Genomic DNA, 22,288 nt, shown 5'->3' with positions numbered 1-22,288 from the left:
GGAGTCGCTCGGTGAATCGGAACGGGCGTCAGAGGATCTTAGACAAATGGACCGTCGAGAGACACGCATACGTCGCTTTCGTCCAGCCCCGGGGGTCGCGGACCCGAAGAACGAGACGAAACCGGCGTGCGGCCAGGACACCTCGACCTCTCCGGCATACTCCATGACGTGAACGACGCCACCACCGCCCCCAGTCTCGACGGCCGCGAGTTCGTGATGACCTCCTCGACCAACAGTGCGGTCGACCCGGAGTCGCCGTCGCGGTTCCACTACTCCGAGCGCGACGGAGTGGTCTGGGGCGACTACGTCGGCGACACCGTGACCTTCGGCCGGTTCGTGGGCACGCGCACCGGCGACGCCCTGCAGGTCTCGTTCGTGCACCAGCTGATCGACGGCGGGACCGTGGTCAGCGGCACCGGCGGCAGCCGCGTCGAGCTCGACGGGGAGGGCCTGCTGCGGCTCGTCGAGGAGTTCGAGATCGACGGCGACGACCACGTCAGCATCTGCGTCGAGGTCTGACGCTCAACGCGCCGCGTCGCGGCCGTTCCCCGCGGTGGTGAACCGCGTCATGCCGAGCCGGTTCGTCGATCCGGAGCGGTCGGGGATGTCGGAGGGCAGCAGGTAGGCCTTGCGCACCACCTCGTCGAGCACGACGACCGAGACCACCGACTTCACCTCGGGCCGGGCCGCGACCACGCCGGTGACGAAGTCGTGCACGCCGCCGATGTCGAGCGAGCGGACCAGGAGCATCGCGTCGTGCTCGCCGGTCGTGATGCAGCAGTACTCCACGTCGGGCATCTGGAGGATGCCCTCGCGGAACCGGTGCCACGACTGCGGATGCACCGTCACGAACACCAGGGCGCAGACGTCGAGCCCCACCTTTCCCGGATCGACCAGGGCCGAGAATCCAGTGATGACGCCGGATGCGGTCAGCTGCTCGACCCGGTTGTAGACGCTCGCCCGCGAGACGTTCACCCGCTCGGCCAGGGCGGACATCGAGATGCGCCCGTTCTCGCGCAGGACGGCGAGGATGCGCAGATTGAGGTCGTCGAGCCCGCCCGCGCTTTGTCCAGCGACCGCACCGGCGGCCGGATCGGTGATCGACATAATCCACTCCTTCGTCGCTGCCGGTGGCAGTTCGTCCACGATAGCGGCCCTCTGGAAACGGAGTGCGTCGCGATGTGCCATCGTTTCGCAACACGTCCAGCCGAACCCTCGCCAGGAGGCCTCCATGGTTGTCCGCTCCACCCGCACCCCGCGCTCCGCCCCGACGCGAGTGGTGATCGCCGCTGCGGCGGTCTCCCTCGCCCTTCTGGTGGCGGGCTGCTCCTCGGGCCGCGTCGACACCGCCGACGGCAGCAGCGCGACGCTCACCATCAACAAGGCGTTCGACCTCAAGACCGCCGACCCGGGCCGCATGTACGAGCCGACCGGCCAGATGGTCGACAAGGCGCTCTACGAGACCCTCCTCACCTTCGAGGGCGGCGACGTCTCGCAGGTCGTCGACGGCCTCGCGAGCCTCGAGCAGGCCGACGACGCGAAGACCTTCACCCTCACCCTGAACGGCGAGCACACCTTCTCGGACGGCACCGCGATGACCGCCGACGACGTGGTGTTCTCGCTGCAGCGCGTGATCGGCCTCAAGGGCAACCCCTCGTTCCTCCTCGACGGCGTCACCGTCACGAAGAAGGACGACACGACGGTGGTGCTGACCACCGAGAACCCCACGCCCGCCCTGCCGGCGATCCTGGCGAACCCGGCGCTCGGCATCCTGAACTCGAAGGTCGTGAAGGAGAACGGCGGCACCACCGACGAGACCGACACCGCCGAGACGTTCCTCAACACCACCTCCGCCGGCTCCGGCCCGTACGTGCTCGACACGCTCGACCTCGCCTCGCAGGTCGTGCTGACCGCGAACGAGAACTACGACGGCGACGCCCCGGGCTACGGCCGCGTGGTCATCCAGAACGTCGAGGGTGCGACCCAGAAGATCAACGTCGAGGGCGGCAGCGCCGATGTGGCGCTGGACCTCTCGGGCACTCAGGCGGAGGCGCTCGGCGACTCGGTCGCGGTGACCAGCGACCCGTCGGCGAACGTGATCTTCCTGCTGCTCAACCAGAACCCGAGCGTCTCGGCGATCACGTCGAACCCCGACTTCGTGAAGGCTGTGAAGGAGGCCGTCGACTACGACGACCTCGTCTCGATCGCAGGCAACGGCACCGCCCAGGCGTCCGGCGTCATCCCGAGCATGCTGCTCGGCGCCCTGCCCGAGAGCGGCGCGCTCACCCAGGACCTCGACGCCGCGAAGGCTGACCTCGCGAAGAGCGGCTACGCCGGCGAGTCCGTGACGCTCAACTTCCCGAGCGACATCAGCCTGAACGGCATCGACTTCCCGACCATCGCGCAGCGCATCCAGTCGCAGCTGAAGGACGCCGGCATCACCGTCGAGCTCGCCCCGGCCCCCGTCGCCACCGAGCTCGACGCCTACCGCAACGGCACCGAGACCATGGGCCTCTGGTACTGGGGCCCGGACTACCCGGACCCGAGCGACTACCTCGTCTTCACCCCGGGCGACGTCGTGGGTCTCCGCTCCGGCTGGACCGACGGTGCGGCCCCCGCGATCTCGGCGCTGGCCGACGCCGCGGCCACCGGCGGCAGCGACGACGAGCGCCAGTCGCGCTTCGAGGAGCTGCAGACCGCGCTGAACGCCGACGGCCCCTTCATCCCGCTGCTCCAGCCCGGCAACAACATCGCCGCGGCGAAGGACGTCTCGGGTGTCGTCTACAACGCGGTGTGGACCATCGACATCGCGGCCCTCACCGCGCAGTAGCCCGTGTCCACCACCACGACGGCCGTCCGGACCCCGCGTCAGCGCGGGGGCCGGGCGGCCCACCCGTTCCTCCGCTACGCGCTCCGCCGCGTGCTCACCTCGCTGCTGCTGGTGGTGGGCGTGACCCTCGTCACCTTCATCCTGACCAACCTCGTGCCGGGCGACCCCGTGGCGGCCGCTCTCGGCCAGCGCGCTGCGGAGGATCCGGAGATCGTCGCGCAGTTCCGCGCCCAGTACGGTCTCGACCAGCCGCTCGTCGTGCAGTACTTCACCTATCTCGGCAACCTGCTGCACGGCGACCTCGGCGTCTCCACCACCACGCACAACCCGGTGGTCGCCGACCTGGCGAAGGCGCTGCCGGCCAACCTCGAGATCGCCTTCGGCGCCATCGTGCTCAGCGTGATCGTCGGCGTGCTGTTCGGCACCGTCGCCGCCTACCGGCGCGGCAGGGCCTCCGACCACGTTCTGCGCGTCGTGTCGCTGGCCGGCCTCAGCGTGCCGACCTTCTGGCTCGCGCTGGTCCTCTACTACGTCCTCTACTTCCAGCTCCGGATCGCGCCGGGATCCGGCCGGCTGAGCAGCGACTTCACCACGCCGCCGACGGTGACGGGCCTCTACACGGTCGACGCCCTGCTCGCCGGCCAGCTCGACACCTTCCTCGACGCGGCGTCGCACCTCTTCCTCCCCGTCCTCGTCCTGACGCTCTACACGGTGGGCCTGCTGACCCGGTTCGTGCGCACCGCGGTGCTCGAGATCCTCGACCAGGACTACGTGCGGGCCGCCCGCGCGAAGGGGCTGCCGAACCGCGCGGTCACCTTCTCCTACGTGCTGCGCGGGGCGAGCATCCCGATCCTCACCGTCGTGGGCCTCGCCTTCGGCAGCCTGCTCAGCGGCACCGTGCTCGTCGAGGCGGTCTTCGGCTGGCCCGGGATCGGCTCCTACGCCTACCAGGCCGCGTCGCACCTCGACCTGCGCGGCATCATGGGCGTCGGCCTGCTCATCGGCGTGATGTACCTGCTCGTGAACCTGATCGTCGACCTGCTGTACGGCGTGCTCGACCCGAGAGTGAGGCTGGCCTCGTGACGGATCCGCGAACCACCCGGTCCGATCCGCGCGACGGCGCTCCGGCCGGTCCGCGCGACGGCGTCGGTGCCGGAGTGCTCGACCCGGTCGCCGCCCCCGGCCTCCGCCTGCGCCGCCCCCGCCTGCGCCTGGGCCGCTGGTCGGCGCCGCTCGGACTCCTCGGCGCCGCCGTCGGCGTGCTCTGGATCCTCATCGCCGTGCTCGCCCCCGTCATCGCCCCGCACGATCCGCTCGCGCAGGACCTGCCCCTCCTCCAGGCGCCCGGCGAGGGCACGCTGATGGGGACCGACGCGCTCGGCCGGGACGTGTTCTCGCGGGTGATCTGGGGTGCCCGGGTCACGATCCCGCTCGCCCTGCTGCTCGTCGTGATGTCGGTGCTGATCGGCGCGATCGTCGGATCCGTCGCCGGATTCCTCGGCCGTGCGGTCGACGAGGTCGCGATGCGCATCACCGATCTCGTGATGGCGTTCCCCACGGTCATCCTGGCGATGGTGATAGCGGCCGCGCTCGGAGCGTCGCTCCTGAACGCGGTGCTCGCGGCGCTGATCGTGTCATGGCCGTCCTACGCCCGGCTGACCCGCGGTCTCGTCCTCGGCCTCCGCTCGTCGAACTACGTCGTGTCCGGCCAGCTGCTCGGCTTCTCGCCGCTGCGCTCCCTCGTCCGCGACATCGCGCCCAACATCGTCGGCCCGGTGCTCGTCCTCGCGAGCCTCGACATCGGCACGGCCATCCTCCTGCTGTCGGGGCTGTCGTTCCTCGGGCTCGGCGCGAAGCCGCCGACCGCCGAGTGGGGCTCGATGGTGTCGGACGCCATCCAGAACTTCGATGCGTGGTGGATCGGGGTCTTCCCGGGCCTGGCCATCCTCACCGTCGTCATCGCGTTCAACTTCGTCGGCGACGCCCTGCGCGACGCCCTGGACCCGCGGTCGCAGACGATCCGCGGAGGAGGCGCCACGCTGTGAGCGACGCACTGACCATCAGCGGGCTGCGCATCCGCACCCGCAGCCACGCCGTCGTGGACGGCATCGATCTGGCGCTGCGCCGCGGCGCCATCCACGGTCTCGGCGGGGAGTCGGGCTCGGGCAAGACGATGACCGCCCTGGCGGTGGTCGGAGTGCTGCCCGGATCGATGACGGCCAGCGGGAGCATCCGCCTCGCCGACGACACCGGCGACGGCACGACGGAGCTCGTCGGCGCGTCCCGGCAGGTGCTCGGCACGGTGCGCGGACGCCGGGTCGCCATGGTCTTCCAGGACCCGTCGACGAGCCTGCACCCGCAGCTCACCGTGGGCCGCCAGCTCACCGACCACCTGCGCCACCACCTCGGTCTCGGCAAGGAGGCCGCGCGGTCCAGGGCCGAGGCCCTGCTCGAGCGGGTGCGGGTGCCGGACGCCCGGGCCTCCCTCGGGCGCTACCCCCACCAGTTCTCCGGCGGTCAGCGGCAGCGCATCGCGATCGCGGTGGCGCTCGCGTGCGAGCCCTCGGTGCTGCTGGCCGACGAGCCGACGACCGCGCTCGACGTGACCGTGCAGGCCGGAGTGCTGCAGCTGCTGCGGGAGCTGGTCGACGACGGCGGGCTGAGCATCCTGCTCGTCACCCACGATCTCGGCGTGATGAGCGCCGTGGCCGACGAGGTGACGGTGATGCGCCGGGGGCTCGTCGTCGAGTCGGCTCCGCGGGAGCGGCTGTTCACCGCGCCCGAGGACGAGTACACGCGGGCGCTGCTCGCGGCTCTGCCCGGCTCGAGCTTCGAGGAGAGCCCGGAGGAGCTGGTCGCCGAGCTCGTCGAGGGGCACGAGAGGGCCGCCGCCGCGGACGATCCGGGCGCGGCCACGGCAGGCGACGTCGAGAGGGGTGCGCGATGAGCGCGGGAGTGGTTCTCGAGGCCGACGGCATCGTCGTCGAGTACGAGCGGAGACCGCCGCTGCGTGCCGTCGACGGGGTCGGCTTCCGGGTGGCGGCCGGCGAGGTCGTGGCGCTGGTCGGCGAGAGCGGCTGCGGAAAGTCGAGCCTCGCGCGCGCCGTCGTCGGCATCGAGAAGCGCCGCGGTGGCGACGTGCGCCTGAACGGCGTCGACGTGCCCGCGCTCGGACTCCGTCGGCGCAGTCCGGTGATGACCGGCATGCAGATGGTCTTCCAGGATCCGAACTCCTCGCTCAACCCCCGTCGCCGCATCGGCGAGCAGATCGGCGACGGCGTCCGGGCGGCGCTCGCCCGGGGCGCCGAGGGCTCGGATCCGGCCGACTGGCTGCGCCGCGTCGGGCTCGACCCGGCGATGGCGAGCCGGTTCCCGCACGAGTTCTCCGGCGGCCAGAAGCAGCGCATCGCCATCGCGCGGGCCCTCGCGGCGCGGCCGCGGATGCTCGTGGCCGACGAGCCGATCTCGGCCCTCGACGCCTCGACCCAGACGAGCGTCGCCGCGCTGATGCGCTCGCTCAGCGTCGAGGCCGGCGCGGGCATGCTGTTCATCTCGCACGACCTCTCGGTGGTCCGGCGCATCGCCGACCGGGTGCTCGTGATGTACCGCGGCCGGGTCGTGGAGTCGGGGGACACCGAGACGGTGTGGCAGAGCCCGCTGCACCCGTACACGCGAGCGCTGCTCGCGGCGATCCCGCTGCCGGACGGCCTGGGGCGGCTGCCGCTGGCTCCACTCGACGCCGACCGGGCGGCCTGGCTCGAGGAGCTGCCCGACGCGCTGGAGCGGACGGGCGCGTGAGCGCGGTGGAGGAGGCCCGGGCAGAGGAGTCCGCACTCTGGAGCATGCCGAGGGCCGTGAACCGCAGCCCGCTCCCCGGGGACGGCGCGTTCATGACCGCCGGCTGGGCCGATCCGGAGCCGGTGATCGACCCCGACGACCCGGTGCTCGCCTACACCGCGGAGCGCCGGTCGCGACTGGCGCAGGCGCTGCCCGCCGAGCTGCTGATCATCCCCGCCGGCCTGCCGCGGGTGCGCTCGAACGACAGCGACCACCGCTTCCGCCCGGGCACCGACCACGTGTGGCTGACGGGCAACGGAGTCGCCGAGAGCGTGCTCGTCGTCGACACGACGGGAGGGGAGGCCGGCTCGATCCTGTACCTGCGTGCTCCCTCCGGCCGCGACGGAGACGAGTTCTGGCAGAACGACGCGCTCGGCGACCTCTGGGTCGGGCCGCGGCCGTCGCTCGCCGAGACGCAGGCGGCGCTGGGCATCGAGACCCGGCCGCTGGCCGACTTCACCCGCGACGTGGAGCGGGCCGCGCGGCGGGCCCGGCGCATCCGGGTCCTGCCCACCCTCGACGAGAGCGTCGACGAGCTGGTGCGGAGCATCTGCGGGCCGGAGCTCGGACCGCACCTCGTGCTCAAGGCGACGCTCGACGAGCTGCGCCTGATCAAGAACGACTGGGAGATCGGACGGCTGCAGCTCGCCGTCGACGGCACGGCGCGGGGCTTCGACGACTGCCTCGAGGCGTGGCCGGTCGCCCGCGCGATGCCCCGCGGCGAGCGCTACCTCGAGGGCACCTTCGCCCGCCGCGCCCTGGTCGAGGGACAGGGGCCGGCCTACGGATCGGTCGTCGCCTCGGGAGCGCACGCCACGACCCTGCACTACACGCGGAACACCGGGCCCCTCGCCGAGGGCGATCTCGTCCTGATGGACATGGGGGTCGAGCTGCACTCGCTCTACGCCGCCGACATCACCCGGACCTTCCCGGTCAGCGGGGAGTTCACCCCGCTGCAGCGGGACGTGTACTCGATCGTGCTGCGCGCGCAGCAGGCCGGCATCGACTCCCTGCGCGCGGGAGTGCGCTTCCAGGACTACCAGGACGCGTGCGGGCGAGCCCTCACCGAGGGGCTGATCGACCTCGGCCTGATCCGCTGCTCCGTCGACGAGGCCATGGCCCCGTCCGCGTCGTACCACCGCCGGTGGAGCATCTCCCGCGCCGGGCACATGCTCGGGATGGACGTGCACGACTGCAACCACGCTCCGCACGAGACGTACCTCGGCGGAGTGCTCGCGGCCGGCCACACGCTCACCGTGGAACCGGGCCTCTACTTCCAGCCGGGCGACCTGACGGTCCCCGCCGAGCTGCGGGGGCTGGGCATCCGGATCGAGGACGACCTCGTGGTCACGGAGACGTCGTCGATCCTGCTCTCGGCGGCGATGCCGCGCACGCCCGACGCGGTGGAGGAGTGGATGGCGAGGTTGGCGGGCTGAGAGATCGGGCCCTCGACGCGATCGGCCGACGCGGCCTACGGGAGCTGCGGGGGCGCGATCAGTTCGAGGAATCCGCCGAGGGCACCTTCGAGGTAGATGATGCGCGTGCCGGCTCGGGCGCCAGCGGTCATCCGGTGAGGTGTCCCGACCGGTCTCCAACCGTGTCCAGCGCAGAGCTCGAGGACACGATCGAGGTCCGAGACCGTGAGCGCGATGTGCACCGTGCCGACCTGTGCGGGCGAGCCGGCGGACTCGAGCTGTCGGGGCGGGTCGTACTGCAGCAGCTCCACACGGTGGGGGCCGAGGGTCACCGTCGCTGCGCGGATCACGGCTCCACGGACGCCGGTGGTCGCCGCCGTGACCTCCACGTCGAGCGTGAAGGTGCGCTCGAGCACGAACCCGAGACCGGAGCACCACAGCACCAGCGCGTCGTCGAGGTCGGCCACGGTGAGACCGGAGTGAGCGACGTCGGAGACGAGCGGTGATGCCATGACATCAGTATCGAGCTCCGACACTCCTGCCTGCGGATGTGCGGCGATCCTCACCCTCCCTGGGTGAGGCCGGTGATGAGGTTGATGGCGACGGCGACGACGAAGGTGCCGAAGAAGTAGGACAGCAGGGCGTGGGCCAGGGCTACGCGGCGTGAGGGGGTGGAGGACTGGGTGATGCTGCTCGCGCTGTAGGCCATCCCGATCGAGAACGCGGTGTAGGCGAAGTCGCTGTAGGACGGGTCCTCGTCCTGGTCGAAGTCGAAGCGGTGGCGGTCGTCGAGGTAGTACATGCGCGCGTACTTGAAGGCGTAGACGGTGTTGACGAGCGCCCAGGCCGCGACGACCCCGACGACCGCGAGGATCGCGGCCGCGGATCCGACGGGGTCCTTCTGCTGGCTGCGGAGGAGTGCGACGACCACGAGGACGAGGCTGAAGAAGGTGGCGGCGATGATGAGCGAGTCGACCAGCTTCCGGGACCGGTCCTCGTGGCGGGCGAGGTCGCGGGTGCGTTCCGGGCCGGCCGGCCACGCCGTCGACCAGGCCCAGACGAGGAACACCGCCGCGGCGATCGCCCAGCGGAGCAGAGGCGACAGATCGGGGACCGCAGTGGACCCTGAGCGCTCGGGCCGGAGATCCTTCAGACGGGCACGATCGGCCCCAGCACATTGAGCGCGACGACGGCCACCAGCTGGACGACGCCCGCGGTGACCAGTCGACCACCGAGGTGCGACGTGTCAGCGGGCCGCTCGGTCACCGAGCCGATCCGTACTGCTCCCGACGTCGTCCGGCACGTGAGTCAGGATGTCGCCCACCTGGCAGCCGAGGACCTCGCAGATGGCGTCGAGTGCTGAGGAACTCACACCATCCTCCTGCGAAGAGGGGGCGGTGTCAGCCGGAGAGGGCAGTGCCCGAGATCGGGTGGGTCAGTCGTCGTCGCTATCGGGCGCGGGTGCCTGATCGGTGCTGGTGCTCGAGGTGGAGTCGGACCAGACTGCTTGTGCGCCGGAGTCGCCGATGCGGATGACGTCGATGGTCGCTCCGACGGAGATGGCGATCGCTGCGACGGCGAGCACGATTCCGACGAGGGGGCGGCGGGTGGTGGCGGCTCGGTCCTCGGTTCGTCGCGTGCGGCGGAACCAGAGCCACTGGACCAGGGCGACGAGGAACAGGCCGGCAGCCCAGGGGAGCAGGTGGTCGCCGAGCTCGGTGTGCTTCTCGAGGATCGCGGACGGCTCCGTCTGTCGTTCGAGCGCTTCACCGGCCTGCGTGGTGAGCGGGACGGCGATCAGCGCGGCGAGGGCGATGATCGGGGTGAGGATCCCGAACTTGCGGCGGGCGGCCGGCCAGAGGCTGCCGAGGATGAGCATCAGTGCGGCGAGGGGGAGCAGAACCACGACGGCGTGCACGAGGAGCGGGTGGAGGGGGAGGCCGTTGATCTGCCAGTCGTTCATCGGGGGCGCCTTCGGTCGAGAGGGGGGCTGTCCTCGTGACGCTAACGCGCCCCGCCCTGCGCGCTCTGCCGTTGGACGTGTTCGTGTGAGCCCTCGAACGATCACTCGCCCGTCCTCCGAGCCGACTCCCCGCTTCACCGCCGATATGCGAGGAGCCGACCGAGCGGAGTCAGGACGTGTGCCGGCTCGCCGGTGCGATCAGGCGGCGGAGCCGGTCGGTCACGAGAAGGGCACCGGCGGCGTCGATGGTGAGGACGTCGACGTCGAAGCGGTCGGTGACGGTGTCGAGCGTCCCGACGCCGCCGGCGAGGATCGCGGTCGCGAGGACGTCGGCGGTGACGAAGTCCTCGGCGATCACGGACACCTGCACGAAGGGGACGTCACCGGGCTCGGCAGGTCGGCGCCAGACGTGCTCTCCGCGTTCGGCGGTCCCGGAGGTGGCGATCGCGCGGCGACCGTCGCCGAGGGGGACGATGCAGAGCAGCGCCTGCCGGTCGCCGGGATCCACGATCCCGATCGTCCAGCTGTCGGCGGGCGAGGTGAGGACGTCTCCCCCGACATCGAGGAGCCATTCGCCGTCGCCGAGCAGCCGGGCCGCGTGCGCCATGGTGGTCGCTTTGACGGTTCCGGCGAGGTCGATGACCCCGTCGGGCCGGTGCGGGGTGAAGGCGCCGTCCGTCGCCGTTCGCCAGTGCAGCGATTCGGTGTAGGCGGTCCGCATCTGCTCGGACGCGGCCGTCAGCGCGAGCTCGCCGCGGGCGATCCGGGACGCCTCCGACTCCGGCCGGTACAGGCTGAAGCGGGCGTCGGCGTCGGCGAAGACGGCTTCGACGTCGCCGACCGGGGTGTCGTCGGCGGCGCGCAGGCTGACGACGGTGCCCATCGTCGTGAACGTGTGCACGGTCAGAGTCCGGCCTGGTCGATCGCCGATTGCAGGGAGGTGAGGTACCCGTCGCTGGTGTAGGTCGCTCCGCTGACCGCCTGCACGTTCGCGGACTGGGCGGCGAGGACTTCTTGACGCAGGATCGGCGCGGCCCGGTGCGAGATCGACACGGACCGGCCGTCCTTGTCCGTGAGGTGCACGGCCGTGACGTCGGTGATCTGCCCGCCGGCGACGGTGATCGCGACCTGCACAGCGCCGAAGCGAGTCGGAACAGATGAGCCGGTCCACGTGCCGTCGGCCGAGGCGGACGGGCTCGCAGTGGCCGTCGAGCTCGTACCGGCCGACGGGTCGGTGGGCGCGCCGGCGGAGGGCGTCGTCGAGGCGGGGGCGCCGGCCGGGGTCGGCGTGGTCACCGCGGGAGCCGCTCCTTCCGTGGCTGTGGTGTCGCTCGTCCCGGTGGCGAGCGGGGACCCGGTGGCGCCGGCGGATCCCATCTGCCAGCCGACGACGAGGACGGCGAGGGAGGCGAGGACGCTGGCGACTGCTGCTCGTGTTCTCACCAGTCGAACCTCTCCACGTGGATCTGCCGGTCGGGCAGGCCTGCCGCTCGCGCGTCGCGGACGACGAGGTCGGCCCAGGCGGTCGGACCGCAGACGAACAGGTCGGAGTCGAGCAGGCCCGGCAGTGCCGAGGTGATCGTCACACCTCGGGCGACGGACTCGGCGGACATCCACGTCGCCAGCCCTGCGGGCCGCCGGCCGATCATCCCGAACAGCGCGCCGCGGCTGCTGCGGACCAGTGTCCGAGTCTCGTCCCAGAGGTAGGTCTGGGAGTCGTCGGTGGCGCGCAGCAGGACGGTGGCCTCGCCGGGTCGGAGGCCGCCGTGCTCGAGGAGCGCTCGGGCGGGGGTGATGCCGATGCCGGCGGCGATGATCGCGAGCCGCGGGGCGGTGCGGGCGACGTCGGTGAAGATCCCGTAGGGCCCCTTGATCGAGACCGCGGTCCCGGGGCGCAGTCGTGCGAGACGGTCGGTCCCGGCTCCGAGTGCGCGGACGGTGATCCGAGCGCGGGTGTCGGTCGGGACGGCGGAGAAGGAGATCGGGTGCGCATGCCACCAGGTGCCGCGGCTCCAGAACCGCCAGATCGCGTACTGCCCGCCGATCACGCCGAGGCGGGAGAGGTCGCGGCCGGAGAGGTGGAGCGAGAAGACGCCGGGGGCGATCGTCTCGACGGCCTCGACCCGGATCCGGTGCCGCAGGGTGGCGAGTACGGGCACCGCGAACCGGAACCCGGCGATCGCTCCGAACGCCAGGACGTAGAGGGCGAGCCAGTAGACGCGCTGCGGGGTGCTCCCGGCGAGGACCTGGCCGGCGGAGAGCTGGTGGGGGACGGCGACGAGGACCGCCGCGTAGCTGAGGAGGTGGATCGCGTGCCACGCCTCGTACGCGAAGCGGCGGCGCACGGCGACGAGGGAGGTGACGACGACGAGCACCAGCAGGGTGCTGCCGAGCAGCGCCAGGAGCATGTCGGCGCCGGAGTACAGAGCGAGTGTCTCGTTCCACAGCGTCAGCCCGTCGGTGAGGGCGTAGCCGACGGTGAGCAGGGCACCGTGCCCGAGGATCAGAGACAGGGCGGGCTTGCCGAGGCGACGGTGCAGCGCCGTCGTGGTGTCCTGGCCGAAGGTGCGATCGATCCAGGGGATCCGGGCGGCGAGGACGAGCATGACCAGGATCAGGTCGGTGCCGACGAGGCCGGCGACGATCCCTGCGGCCGTGAGAGCTCCGGCGATATCGGTGGCCTCCGCGGGCCCGCCGGCTGCGAGGTAGAGCGCGATGGCGAGGGCGACCGAGACCCAGCCGGCGGTGACGAGCGCGTCCGCGGAACGCAGGCGCCGACGCAGGGATCGCTCGCGGTCGGCCTGCGACCGCCGCAGCGTGGTCGGCGCGTGGGGTGCGGGTGCGTTGGTCGGTCGGATCGTGGTGCTCACGGCGGCGCCCTCCGGTCGGTGTCGCATGCGCCGACCTCGGGTTTCCGGGGGCGCGCTCCTACCGTCGCGGGGGAGTCTTGGTGTCGACTATGAGGGATGCGTGCCGATTCCCCGCCGGAGTCCGATTCGTGTTCGAGGTCTCACATGTCACCGCTCGGGCAGCACGACCGTCACCCTCACTCCGGCGGGTCGACAGTTCTCGATGGTGACCGATCCGTCCGCGGTGTCAACGAGAGCTGCGACGAGGGCGAGCCCGAGCCCGCTGCCGCCGTCGCGGCTGGTGCGCGCCTCGTCGGGTCGAGAGAAGCGCTCGAACGCGTGCGGCACGAACTCCTCCGGGATGCCGTGCCCAGTGTCCCGGACGCTCAGCTCGAGGGTGGAATCGTGCTGCTCGAGGAGGAGGGTGATGCGTCCGGCAGGAGGCGTCGCGGCGATCGCATTCGCGCCGAGATTGTCGAGGATCCGCGAGAACGCGCTCACCGAGAGCGGGTAGGGCGCGTCGGCGCGCTCGATCGCGGTATCGAGCTCGATGTCGGGGCCGGTGCCGCCGGTGATCGTCCTCAGCCGGTCGACGGAGTCCATCAGCTCGGTCTCCAGCTCGCTCGCCGTCGCGCGCGCGGTGACGGGCGGGGCGGCGTCCAGCCGGGAGAGCTCCAGGAGGTTCGTCGCCAGGCGGGACAGGCGGGCGAGGGACCCCTCGGCGGCGCGGATCTCTTCTTCGAGGGCGTCCGCGTCGCCGAAGTGCCGGTGCGCGAGTTCGAGCTGGGTGATGACGACTGCCAGCGGCGTGCGGATCTCGTGGCTGGCCGCGGACACCATCTGCCGCTCCCGATCGGCGGTGTCCCGCGTCCGGGCGATGAACGCGTTCAACGTCTCCGCCAGATCCGACAGCTCATCAGTCGCCGGGCCTACGGGAAGCTCGCCGCCGTGCCGGTCGCCGAGCGACGCGGCGGTGCGGCGCATCCGCTCGACCGGACGCAGGGCGGCGCCGGTGAGCAGCCATGCGGCGAGGGCGGACAGGATCACGAGGGCCGCGGCGCTGACGAGCAGCGTCCGGTCCAGGGCCGCGACGGTCAGGTCGCTGCCGGCGCCGCTGCGAGCCGCCCACAGCTCCCACGTGCCCGCACTCGTGTCCAGGGTCCGGGAGACGATCGTGAACCGGACGTCCTCGTCGGTCATCACCGTCGAGGTGCCGTCGCTGCCGGTGCTGCGCTCCAGAACCTCGTGGACGTCGTGCGGCATCGTATCGACGGGGACCGCTCCGCCGGGAGCGCGCGCGAAGATCAGGATCCCCTCGGCCGGAGGGTCGGGGGTCTCGGTCGGGTCCGATCCCAGATCGGCGAGATACGGGGCGAGGTCGCCCTCGGCGAGGGTCACCTCGGACGCGACGACGATGCTGCGGAACTGCCCGTGCAGCACGAGGGTGATCACGCCGACCCCGATCAGCGCGACGAGGAGGCTGCCGAGGGTGATCCGGGAGCTGATCGACAGGGAGCGCAGCAACCTCACTCGGCGCGCTCCAGCCGGTATCCGGCGCCGCGGACGGTCGTGATCCGGAGGCCTGTGTCGGCGAGGGCGAGCTTCTTGCGGAGGTAGCTGACGTACTGATCCACGAGGGTCGGCTCGAACGTCTCCGTAGACCCCCACACTTCGGCGAGGATCTCCGTCCGGGTCAGTACCTCATCGAGATGCACGGCGAAGAAGCGCAGCAGCGTGAGCTCCTTGACACTCAGCGCGAAGGGACGCTCTCGGACCGTCGCGCGCACGGACAGGGCATCCAGGCGCAGCGCTCCGATCTGGACCACTGGCTGCGGGCCGCTGGCTCGGCGCCGGATCTGTGCGCGGATCCGGGCGCTCAGCTCGCCGAAGTGGAACGGCTTGGTGACGTAGTCGTCGGCGCCCGAGTCCAGCCCGAAGATCCGGTCCTCGACGGCGTCCCGCGCCGTGATCAGCACGACCGGGACGGTGCTGCCCGACTCCCGCATCCGTCGGCAGACCTCGAACCCGGTCATCCCTGGCAGCATCACGTCGACGACGGCGACATCGACGTCTCCCGCGGTGAAGGCGATCAGCGCGTCGACGCCGTTGTCGACGAGCTGCACGTCGTAGCCGTCCTCCCGCAGTCCCCGCTCGACGAGGGCACCCATCTGCGGGTCGTCCTCGACGACGAGGATCCGGGACATCAGACTGCGCCGGACGTGCCGAGCAGCAGGCCGATCAGGAACGTCGCCGCGAGGGCCAGAGCGCCGCCGACGACGATGCGGATCATCGGGCGCAGAGCCGGGCTGCCGCCGACCCGTGCGCTGATGTATCCGGTCGCGGCGAGGGCGATCAGCACCACGGCGAAGGTCACCGGAACCCTCCAGTCCGGCGGAGGGAGCAGGATCGCCAGCAGCGGCAGCACAGCAGCGAGAAGGAACGGCAGCGCCGAGGCGCCGGCGGCGGCGAGCGGGCTGGCGACCGCTTCCTCGTTCAATCCGAGCTCCGCTTCCAGATGTGCGGTCAGAGCGTCGTTCTCGGTCAGCTCGCGGGCGACCTGATGCGCTGTCTCCGGGGTCAGGCCACGCGCTCGATAGAGCCAGGCGAGTTCTTCGAGCTCCCCGTCGGGATCCTCGGCCAGCTCGACCCGCTCCTTCGCGATCAGTGCGCGCTGGCTGTCGCTCTGGCTGCTCACCGACACGTACTCGCCGAGCGCCATCGAGATCGCACCGCCGACGACCCCTGCGACGCCCGCCGTCAGGATCGGTGCCGTGGCGGTCGTCGCTCCGGCGACACCCACGACGAGAGCGGCGACCGAGACGATGCCGTCGTTCGCGCCGAGCACGCCCGCTCGCAACCAGTTCAGCCGCCCTGAAATCGCGCTGTCGTGCGGTTCCGCGCGGGGCGAGGAGGGCTGAGGCGTGAATGGGGTCGACATGAGGGCCATGCAAGCACCCACCCCTCGGTAGCGCTAGCCAGGCGAGCCTGCCCGATCCCGTCAGTGCTGCACCGGCTGGGAAGAGACGAAGGGGAGAGGCAGAGCCCAGCGCCGGCCGGGAGTTAACCCATGCAGTCAGGGTGACACGGACCCCCGTCATTCGCACTCGGACAGAGTCATCGATGGTGCAGAGCCCCAGTCGAAGCGGCGATCTGCACACCTCGGTGGGCGAGGAGATGCGGACGGTGCCGGCGGGCTGACCGCTGTCAGCCGGTCTGCTGCGGGTCATCAGGAAGCCCGACGGCTCCTAGGCTGACCCGATGAGTTCCCCGGCACCGACCCGCCCATTCGTGGGTGTAGCGCGCATCGCCGTCGGTGCAGCCGCCGTCGCGGTGATCCTCCACACCTACGCGCTGAGCATTGCGGTCGGCGACCCGAATCCGTTCGACTACTTCGGCTACTTCACGAACCAGACCAGCCTGCTCGCGAGCGCGGTGCTGATCGTCGCCGGATCGGTCGCGCTCGCCCGCCGTCCGACGCCCGTGTGGCTGAGCTACGTCCGCGGCGCGGCGACGGCCTACTCCATCGTCGTCGCCGTGATCTACAACCCCCTCGTTCCCGGTACCGGGACGGCCCCGCCCTGGGTCAGCGCCGTCCTGCACGTGGTGCTCCCCGCGCTCGTCCTCCTCGACTGGATCGTCGTCAACGACCGCGGGCCGCTCTCCTGGCGCCGGCTGTGGGTGGTCCTGCCCTACCCGATCGTCTGGGTCGTCGTCGTGCTCGTCCGCGGAGCGACCGACGGGTGGGTGCCCTACGGCTTCCTGCTCCCCGAGAACGGGACGCTCTCGCTCGTCCTGCACGTCGCCGGGCTGACCTGCGCGGTGCTCCTTGCGGGCGCGCTCGTCTGGGCACTGAGCCGACGCCGCAGATCGGCCGGTTGATGTCCTGTTCTCCGTCGCCGTGAATCATGAGGCGTGCTGATTCCCGACGTCGGGCGCGTCACCTCTCGTGCGCCGCGGCTCGGCCGCAGCGGGCTCTGATCACGCGCGACACGAGATCGATGACCAGCAACCCCGACATCAGTTCAGTCTCGCGAACCCGAGCGCCTTGTGCGCGTCCCGTATGGGGATGGTCCAGCGGGCGTCCGGCAGGGCGTCTCCATGCCGGACGACGAGCGGCCCGCTCGCAGGGGGGGCTTAGCGACGCGCGGATAGTGTGCACTGCGTGGTTGACGTCGCTCGGAAGGGACCCCTGAGTCCGGTGATCGCCGCGATCGCCGTCCTCGGGATGATCGTCGCGCCCGTCATGCTGACCTACCTCTCCATCAGTGAGAGAGGAATCGGCATGGGATTGATGCCCACCGACGAGGAGGCCGCAGCAGGGAAAGCCTTCCTCCTCGCGGCTGGCATCGTCGCCCTCACCAGCGCTATCAGCGTCTGGGTCCTCACCGTCATTCGCGCGACAAGCGGGGCCCATGCTCACCACGGGTGGGAAATCGTCTGGTGCATCCTGGCGTTGCCGACCGCACTCGTCGGCTTCGCCCTCGCGGCCATCGCCTCCCACATGCCTTAAGGCCGTCCCTCGACTCCCGAGCGATGATCACGGCGGCGCGATGCCAGGCCGACCGTCGCGCGCGGATGATGATCTGGCGGGCGTCCGGTAGGGGATAGGTCACAGAGGCACTGTCGAACCGACAAAGTTCGTTAATGACGCCTGAGACGAAACCGTGCTCTGAGGGCATTCACTACTGAGGGGGTGATGTCGGATGGTCGGTGCTGCTGAGGTGACGCTGGTAAATCGTCTTCGCGGCGGTGACCCGTCGGCGCTGGACGTTCTCTTCCGGATGCACGGCCGCGCGGTCTACCGCGCCGCGGGAAGCTTCCTCGCGGACGCCGGTCATGCCGAGGACGTCGTGCAGGAGAGCTTCTTCCTGCTCTGGCAGCGCCGCTCGGGCGTGCGCATCGTGGGGGAGTCGGTGCTGCCCTGGCTGCTGGTCACGGTACGCAACCTCAGCTTCTCGACCAACCGCCGCGAGCAGCGCCGACGCCACCTGCCCCTCTCCGACGACACCGCCTCTCGCGGCGTCGACGCGGAGACGAGCGACCGGCTGCTCGACGTGCGGCGTCTGGTCGAGCAGATGAGCGCGACGGACCGGGCGATCTGGACGGCGTGCATCGAGGACGACCTCAGCTACAGCGATGCCGCTCGCTCCCTCGGCCTGTCCCACGGGACTGTCCGCAACCGCCTCTCGCGGGTGCGGACATCACTGGCGAGAACCCTGACGGAACGGACAGAAGACCATGGACGATCCTGACCTGAGCGACGAGCAGCTCGAGCGCATCAGCGCACGCCTCGCGCACCGCATCCGCCGCCGCCGACGTCTCGGCCAGGCCGCGGCGGTGACCCTCGCCGGCATCGCGGGCGCGATTCTCAGCGTCGCTGTCCTCACGGCGGTGACGACGGAGCGCGGCACTCCGGTCGCAGCGCCCGTCACCTGCTGGGAACAGGACGGGCAGGGCGTCGCCCTGTCGGGCGAGATTCAGACGCCCGCGAAGCAGTCCACTGCGTCGCTCGCAGCGGCGTGTGCTGCGCTCGCTGGGACCGACGCAGACGGGACGGACGCCGCCTTGTTCTCCCTCGCAGGAACGCAGGTGTGCCAAAAGGGCGGCCGGATCGAGATATTCACGGGACTGACCACCGCGGTCGACTGCACCAACCCGCCCGCGACGCAGACCGGAGTGGACCAGTGACCGTCAGGCGGGCGAGAGTCCTCCCCCTCATAATCCTCTGCCTCTCCGCGGCGCTCCTCGCCAGTGGATGCGCGACGAGCGCCAGCAGCCCCGGGTCGCCGTCGACGGCGCAGGTGCCGGGTGAACTGCTCGGCGCCGAAGTCGCGACCAGGCTCGTCTACGAGACCACTTCGGTCGTCGGTGACCAGGGATCGGGCGGATGGCTGCTCGATCACCCCGTCAGCCTTCGCATCACCGGCACCGACGGCCGGTCGCAGCTCAGCGTCGACGGTCCCTGCAACACGCTCACCTACGACCTCCAGTCCGCCGGCCTGCAGACCTCCGTGTGGGTGGTCACCGGAGGCCCCGCGACGACGTACGTCGGCTGCCTCGACGCCGCCGACGAACGAGAGCAGTGGCTCATGGACGTGCTGGGCGCCGAGGACGTCAGCCTCACCCAGACCTCCACGACGATGCGCATCCGCTCCGGCCCCGTCACCATCGACGCCACCGCCAGCACGACCCCCATCTCCACCGAGACGCCTGCCGAACCAACAGAGATGACGGAGTCCCTGACACCCACCGTTCCGCCAGAGGGTCCGCCGGGCACCCCCATTGCCACCGCCGCCTCTGAGGGACCGATCATCGACGTCCAGCAGCTGACGAACCCGGCGCTCGACCTGGCTAACGGCACCGGAGTCCAGCTCTCGACGCTCAGTGCGGAGGAGAAGAAGCAGTACCCGATCTACGCGGTCGGAACCACGTACGAGGAGCTCGCCGCTTATGACCCCGCTCTCGCGGACCACTACTGGGTCGCACAGGACGAGCCGGTCTGGGCGCTGACCGTGCACGCGCCCGCGGAGAGAACAGACGTGCCCTATGGCTTCGACCTCCATCGGGTGGACGTCTTCACCGCCGTCTACGACGGGATCAGCGGAAAGCTCCTGACGTCACAGTGCCATGTCGCCCTCGCGTCTCTCGGTGCGCCCGGCGAGCTGATCACCGCCGGATAGATCCTTAGTTACCGTCCGTATGGGAATCCCCAAACGGGACGCCAGAGGCGATGCGTATGAGGCGAAGCGCGCGATTGCTTGGTGGCGCGCTCGCTACGCTCACGTGATGGTCGGCCTCTCGCAGTGGCGAACGGCGAGCTGACGCTCGCCGTTCGCGCCGCGCCCGGTTCCGGGTTCTGCTCGCTGAGGTCTGTGGTGAGTGCTCGCACCCCTGGGTGGAGCACCTCGCGGACGCCGGCCTGGTCGGCAGCCCCGTGTGCTCGGAGTGCGTCTACGAGCTCGAGCATGGGTTCAGTAGCGGACCGATTTGTCACCGACCGGTTCCGATCGATGTGTTGAGTCGCGCTGATGCCGATGCGGCGGCGGCAGGGCAGGGCGGCAGTGATCAATTGGTCGGAGGAGGCCAGATTCGGGTCGCAAAAGAAGACCTTGACGCCTCATGTCAGCGTCCGGCGAGAGTGGTCAGCAGGTCCTGGATGCTCGTTTTCTCGACAACCGGGTCGGGGCTGCCGGCGCGGACGGAGGAGAGAACGGGGTCGATCTGCTGGTCGACGTAGGTCCACGTCTGGCAGTTCGCGGCGCTCAGTGCGGGCTCCGCGTCGTCCCAGGCGGTCTCAAGGTCGGTGGCGCGGGCTTTCGCGCCGGCCTGATCGCCGCTGGTGACGAGGGCGAGGGTGTCGGCGGTGATCGTCTGGAAGTTCTGCACGTCGGCGGAGGGGAAGTCGGTCTGAACGGATGCCTTCGCGTCAGCTGCGGACAGCGTTCCCGACGCATCGCAGGCCGGGGCTGCGCCTTCCGGTGCCGGACTGGTGTGCGGCTGGCTGTTGGTGAAGGCGAGCAGCCCGACGACGGCGACGGCGAGGACCGCGAAGGCGACGAGTGAACGGCGTTCGCGGGCGACTGGCGTGGTGTAGTGCTCGGATGCGCCCTTGTCGACATCGGCCTTGCTGAGGGAGAGGTAGACGACGGTGGCGAGGATCGCGAGCAGGAAGATGATGCTGGTGACGAAGGTGCCGAGCCCGAGGCCCTGCTCGTCGGGGGACAGGCCGAGCCAGTCGCCGATGTTGGCGCCGAGGGGGCGGGTGAGGATTTAGGCGATCCAGAACGCGAGGACGGGGTTCGCTCCGTAGCGCCAGAGGCCCGTGACGATGGCGATCAGGGCGAGGGGCAAGAGGATCGAGACGCCGGGGCCCCAGCCGGTGAGCTCGAGGGTCCAGTCGCCGAGGGCGGTGCCGAGCGCGAAGGTGACGAGGACGGTGAGCCAGTAGAACGCCTCGCGCGGGGTGTTGTCGATGCTGTGGATGGAGAGGGTGCGCTCCTTCGAGTACCAGACGCTGAACACGATCGCGAGCAGCACGGAGAAGACGAGGGAGCCGGCCCAGAGGGGGACGCCGAGCTGGTCGGTGAGGATGTCGGTGAGCAGGGTGCCGGTGACGCTCATGACGACGACGGTCAGCCAGTACGCGGCGGGCAGGTAGCGGCGCAGCCGCATCTGGATCGCGAGCACGACTGCGGTGACGATGATGAAGATCACGGCGGTCGCGATGAGGCCGACGCCGAGGACCATGTTGATCCAGTCGGCGAAGCTCTCGCCGACGGTGGTGCAGAGGATCTTGATGATCCAGAACCAGATCGTGACCTCGGGGACCTTGCTGAGCAGCCGCCGGCCGCGGGACGGTGCTGCCGTCGTTGAGATGTCCATGCCCGCAGAGTCTCAGTCGGGACGTGGGCGGCGGCTCGGGATGCGCCGTGCTGCGTTGTGTTTGCTCACAACGACCCGAAGTACCCGAACGCGATCAGGTCGGTACCGAGCTGATGGGGTCGAGGCTCTGTGCTTTCACAACGGATGCAGGGGAATCCGCCGCCGCCACAGACGGCTCGTTCATAGCGTGGACTTCTGCGGCGTGCTTCGCGTCGAGAGACGAGGACGACACTGATGCCGAACCGGGAACCCCTACCGGACGGTGCGATCGCCTATCGGGCGGCGCGACGCTGGCCGCTGATCTCGGCGGGCCTCGCGGTGCTGCTCACGGGACTTCTGGCCGCGCTGATCTTCTACCGCGAGCACGACAAGCCGTTCGGGTTCGACACCGCGTGGATGAACGAGATCATCGAGCACCGGTCGACGTTCTGGCTGGTGCCGTTGCTGGTGATGAACAGCCTCGGCGGCGGGATCGTCGGCACGATCGTGGTCCCGCTCGTCGTGTTCGTGGCGCTGCTGGTCTGGCGGGGTCGCTGGGCGGCGACGTACTTCGCGATCGCCGCGCCGCTGAGCGGGCTGCTGGTGCAGATCCTCAAGAACGCGGTGGGGCGTCCGCGGCCGCTGGAGATCCTCGTGAACGCCGACTTCGGCTCGTTCCCCTCCGGCCACAGCGCGAACGCCGCCACGACCGCGATGGTCCTCGCGATCGTCTTCCCGCTGTGGTGGGTCCGCATCGCCGGAGCCCTTTACACGGTGGCGATGATGCTCAGCCGCACGTACCTCGGTGCGCACTGGATCTCCGACACCGTCGGCGGGCTGCTCCTGGGCGCCGGGGTGGCGTTGATCGTCTGGGCGCCGCTCGCGGTCAGGCTGCACACCGAACGTGCTGCATCACCGTCGTTCCGTTGGCGGCGCTTCTCCGGGCACCGTCCGACCAGATGACGGCGGAAGGCAGCGGGCAGCGCTGCCGGTGAGCGGGTCGCTGTGCGCTTGTTCAACGGACCCGGCGAAG

Annotated in this window: 26 protein-coding genes and 1 pseudogene; 13 read left to right on the top strand and 14 right to left on the bottom strand. The window is 70.5% G+C overall.

Annotated elements, in window-relative coordinates; all coding sequences use genetic code 11:
* Positions 1 to 168: 168 nt before the first annotated feature.
* The gene (locus tag C5C33_RS02290) at positions 169 to 519 is read left to right on the top strand and encodes a hypothetical protein (RefSeq protein ID WP_258060307.1); all 351 of its coding nucleotides are present in this window, start codon (positions 169 to 171) and stop codon (positions 517 to 519) included.
* Between the two features lie 3 nt (positions 520 to 522).
* Here the strand turns inward: C5C33_RS02290 and C5C33_RS02285 are convergent, their stop codons facing one another.
* Positions 523 to 1,107 carry an Lrp/AsnC family transcriptional regulator gene (locus tag C5C33_RS02285; RefSeq protein ID WP_104223259.1) on the bottom strand — a complete coding sequence of 195 codons (585 nt, stop codon included), beginning with the start codon at positions 1,105 to 1,107 and terminating at the stop codon, positions 523 to 525.
* Between the two features lie 124 nt (positions 1,108 to 1,231).
* Between C5C33_RS02285 and C5C33_RS02280 the strand changes: the two genes are divergently transcribed.
* From C5C33_RS02280 to C5C33_RS02255, 6 genes are read left to right on the top strand one after another with little or no spacing between them, the layout of a single operon-like run.
* Positions 1,232 to 2,830: an ABC transporter substrate-binding protein gene (locus tag C5C33_RS02280; protein ID WP_104260247.1), complete on the top strand. Its 1,599-nt coding sequence runs from the start codon at positions 1,232 to 1,234 to the stop codon at positions 2,828 to 2,830.
* 3 nt (positions 2,831 to 2,833) lie between these two features.
* The gene (locus C5C33_RS02275) at positions 2,834 to 3,913 is read left to right on the top strand and encodes an ABC transporter permease (RefSeq protein WP_104260248.1); all 1,080 of its coding nucleotides are present in this window, start codon (positions 2,834 to 2,836) and stop codon (positions 3,911 to 3,913) included.
* Positions 3,910 to 4,875, top strand: coding sequence for an ABC transporter permease (locus C5C33_RS02270; protein WP_258063303.1), 966 nt, complete (start codon positions 3,910 to 3,912; stop codon positions 4,873 to 4,875). The genes C5C33_RS02275 and C5C33_RS02270 overlap by 4 nt, the downstream gene beginning before the upstream one ends.
* Positions 4,872 to 5,777, top strand: coding sequence for an ABC transporter ATP-binding protein (locus C5C33_RS02265; RefSeq protein WP_104260303.1), 906 nt, complete (start codon positions 4,872 to 4,874; stop codon positions 5,775 to 5,777). Before C5C33_RS02270 ends, C5C33_RS02265 begins: the two co-directional genes overlap by 4 nt.
* Positions 5,774 to 6,628, top strand: a complete 855-nt coding sequence (locus C5C33_RS02260; RefSeq protein WP_104260250.1) for an ATP-binding cassette domain-containing protein — start codon at positions 5,774 to 5,776, stop codon at positions 6,626 to 6,628. The genes C5C33_RS02265 and C5C33_RS02260 overlap by 4 nt, the downstream gene beginning before the upstream one ends.
* Before the next feature lie 56 nt (positions 6,629 to 6,684).
* Positions 6,685 to 8,103 (top strand): aminopeptidase P family protein, encoded by a 1,419-nt coding sequence (locus tag C5C33_RS02255; RefSeq protein WP_219812914.1) that lies wholly within the window; start codon positions 6,685 to 6,687, stop codon positions 8,101 to 8,103.
* Between the two features lie 35 nt (positions 8,104 to 8,138).
* Here C5C33_RS02255 and C5C33_RS02250 read toward each other — a convergent pair whose 3' ends face one another.
* From C5C33_RS02250 to C5C33_RS02205, 10 genes are all read right to left on the bottom strand, one after another.
* Entirely contained in the window at positions 8,139 to 8,594 is a 456-nt protein-coding gene (locus tag C5C33_RS02250; protein ID WP_104223254.1) for a VOC family protein, read from the bottom strand.
* Positions 8,595 to 8,644: 50 nt separating this feature from the next.
* Positions 8,645 to 9,178, bottom strand: coding sequence for a DUF1345 domain-containing protein (locus C5C33_RS02245; protein WP_258069161.1), 534 nt, complete (start codon positions 9,176 to 9,178; stop codon positions 8,645 to 8,647).
* Positions 9,179 to 9,328: 150 nt separating this feature from the next.
* Complete coding sequence (locus tag C5C33_RS19200) at positions 9,329 to 9,454, bottom strand: helix-turn-helix transcriptional regulator (RefSeq protein ID WP_181127398.1); 126 nt, start codon at positions 9,452 to 9,454, stop codon at positions 9,329 to 9,331.
* Positions 9,455 to 9,517: 63 nt separating this feature from the next.
* The gene (locus C5C33_RS02235; RefSeq protein ID WP_104226519.1) at positions 9,518 to 10,045 is read right to left on the bottom strand and encodes a DUF2231 domain-containing protein; all 528 of its coding nucleotides are present in this window, start codon (positions 10,043 to 10,045) and stop codon (positions 9,518 to 9,520) included.
* Positions 10,046 to 10,214: 169 nt separating this feature from the next.
* Positions 10,215 to 10,946, bottom strand: a complete 732-nt coding sequence (locus C5C33_RS02230; RefSeq protein ID WP_258069152.1) for an FAD:protein FMN transferase — start codon at positions 10,944 to 10,946, stop codon at positions 10,215 to 10,217.
* 2 nt (positions 10,947 to 10,948) lie between these two features.
* On the bottom strand, positions 10,949 to 11,488 hold the full coding sequence (locus C5C33_RS02225) for an FMN-binding protein (RefSeq protein ID WP_258063405.1): 540 nt from the start codon (positions 11,486 to 11,488) through the stop codon (positions 10,949 to 10,951).
* Positions 11,485 to 12,915: a ferredoxin reductase family protein gene (locus tag C5C33_RS02220; protein ID WP_258069160.1), complete on the bottom strand. Its 1,431-nt coding sequence runs from the start codon at positions 12,913 to 12,915 to the stop codon at positions 11,485 to 11,487. Before C5C33_RS02220 ends, C5C33_RS02225 begins: the two co-directional genes overlap by 4 nt.
* A gap of 147 nt (positions 12,916 to 13,062) precedes the next feature.
* Positions 13,063 to 14,424, bottom strand: coding sequence for a cell wall metabolism sensor histidine kinase WalK (locus tag C5C33_RS02215; RefSeq protein WP_146085730.1), 1,362 nt, complete (start codon positions 14,422 to 14,424; stop codon positions 13,063 to 13,065).
* Positions 14,421 to 15,098 (bottom strand): response regulator transcription factor, encoded by a 678-nt coding sequence (locus C5C33_RS02210; RefSeq protein WP_104226516.1) that lies wholly within the window; start codon positions 15,096 to 15,098, stop codon positions 14,421 to 14,423. The genes C5C33_RS02215 and C5C33_RS02210 overlap by 4 nt, the downstream gene beginning before the upstream one ends.
* Positions 15,098 to 15,832 carry a VIT family protein gene (locus C5C33_RS02205; RefSeq protein ID WP_258069159.1) on the bottom strand — a complete coding sequence of 245 codons (735 nt, stop codon included), beginning with the start codon at positions 15,830 to 15,832 and terminating at the stop codon, positions 15,098 to 15,100. The genes C5C33_RS02210 and C5C33_RS02205 overlap by 1 nt, the downstream gene beginning before the upstream one ends.
* A gap of 350 nt (positions 15,833 to 16,182) precedes the next feature.
* Between C5C33_RS02205 and C5C33_RS02200 the strand changes: the two genes are divergently transcribed.
* The 5 genes from C5C33_RS02200 (at position 16,183) to C5C33_RS18340 (ending at position 19,574) form a co-directional block, all read left to right on the top strand.
* Entirely contained in the window at positions 16,183 to 16,773 is a 591-nt protein-coding gene (locus C5C33_RS02200; RefSeq protein ID WP_258069158.1) for a Pr6Pr family membrane protein, read from the top strand.
* A 283-nt stretch (positions 16,774 to 17,056) separates the two neighbouring features.
* A complete protein-coding gene (locus tag C5C33_RS02195) occupies positions 17,057 to 17,404 on the top strand; it encodes a hypothetical protein (RefSeq protein ID WP_146081505.1) in 348 nt (115 codons plus the stop codon).
* Between the two features lie 193 nt (positions 17,405 to 17,597).
* Positions 17,598 to 18,146, top strand: a complete 549-nt coding sequence (locus C5C33_RS02190) for an RNA polymerase sigma factor (RefSeq protein ID WP_104260258.1) — start codon at positions 17,598 to 17,600, stop codon at positions 18,144 to 18,146.
* A complete protein-coding gene (locus C5C33_RS02185; protein WP_104260259.1) occupies positions 18,133 to 18,582 on the top strand; it encodes a hypothetical protein in 450 nt (149 codons plus the stop codon). The genes C5C33_RS02190 and C5C33_RS02185 overlap by 14 nt, the downstream gene beginning before the upstream one ends.
* A 113-nt stretch (positions 18,583 to 18,695) precedes the next feature.
* Entirely contained in the window at positions 18,696 to 19,574 is an 879-nt protein-coding gene (locus C5C33_RS18340; RefSeq protein WP_181136174.1) for a hypothetical protein, read from the top strand.
* Between the two features lie 442 nt (positions 19,575 to 20,016).
* Here the strand turns inward: C5C33_RS18340 and C5C33_RS18885 are convergent, their stop codons facing one another.
* The 3 genes and pseudogenes from C5C33_RS18885 to C5C33_RS18875 form a co-directional block, all read right to left on the bottom strand.
* Positions 20,017 to 20,280 (bottom strand): hypothetical protein, encoded by a 264-nt coding sequence (locus C5C33_RS18885; RefSeq protein WP_258069155.1) that lies wholly within the window; start codon positions 20,278 to 20,280, stop codon positions 20,017 to 20,019.
* A gap of 249 nt (positions 20,281 to 20,529) precedes the next feature.
* Positions 20,530 to 20,664: pseudogene (locus C5C33_RS18880) on the bottom strand (hypothetical protein); the annotation flags it as partial.
* Positions 20,665 to 21,276: a hypothetical protein gene (locus C5C33_RS18875; RefSeq protein ID WP_258069157.1), complete on the bottom strand. Its 612-nt coding sequence runs from the start codon at positions 21,274 to 21,276 to the stop codon at positions 20,665 to 20,667.
* A 234-nt stretch (positions 21,277 to 21,510) separates the two neighbouring features.
* On the opposite strand from C5C33_RS18875, the gene C5C33_RS02170 reads away from it, so the two are divergent.
* Entirely contained in the window at positions 21,511 to 22,218 is a 708-nt protein-coding gene (locus C5C33_RS02170; protein ID WP_181136171.1) for a phosphatase PAP2 family protein, read from the top strand.
* Positions 22,219 to 22,288 lie beyond the last annotated feature (70 nt).

The sequence above is a fragment of the Rathayibacter sp. AY1H3 genome (genome assembly GCF_002932015.1).
Note: the sequence above shows the minus strand (reverse complement) of the source record. Positions and strands in the feature narration are given on the sequence as shown.

Coding starts and splice junctions, on each gene's coding strand:
- C5C33_RS02190 (WP_104260258.1), top strand. CDS start 17,598: ATGGTCGGTGCTGCTGAGGTGACGCTGGTAAATCGTCTTCGCGGCGGT.
- C5C33_RS02170 (WP_181136171.1), top strand. CDS start 21,511: ATGCCGAACCGGGAACCCCTACCGGACGGTGCGATCGCCTATCGGGCG.
- C5C33_RS18875 (WP_258069157.1), bottom strand. CDS start 21,276: ATGGACATCTCAACGACGGCAGCACCGTCCCGCGGCCGGCGGCTGCTC.
- C5C33_RS02250 (WP_104223254.1), bottom strand. CDS start 8,594: ATGGCATCACCGCTCGTCTCCGACGTCGCTCACTCCGGTCTCACCGTG.
- C5C33_RS02260 (WP_104260250.1), top strand. CDS start 5,774: ATGAGCGCGGGAGTGGTTCTCGAGGCCGACGGCATCGTCGTCGAGTAC.
- C5C33_RS02280 (WP_104260247.1), top strand. CDS start 1,232: ATGGTTGTCCGCTCCACCCGCACCCCGCGCTCCGCCCCGACGCGAGTG.
- C5C33_RS02285 (WP_104223259.1), bottom strand. CDS start 1,107: ATGTCGATCACCGATCCGGCCGCCGGTGCGGTCGCTGGACAAAGCGCG.
- C5C33_RS02185 (WP_104260259.1), top strand. CDS start 18,133: ATGGACGATCCTGACCTGAGCGACGAGCAGCTCGAGCGCATCAGCGCA.
- C5C33_RS02210 (WP_104226516.1), bottom strand. CDS start 15,098: ATGTCCCGGATCCTCGTCGTCGAGGACGACCCGCAGATGGGTGCCCTC.
- C5C33_RS02235 (WP_104226519.1), bottom strand. CDS start 10,045: ATGAACGACTGGCAGATCAACGGCCTCCCCCTCCACCCGCTCCTCGTG.
- C5C33_RS02205 (WP_258069159.1), bottom strand. CDS start 15,832: ATGTCGACCCCATTCACGCCTCAGCCCTCCTCGCCCCGCGCGGAACCG.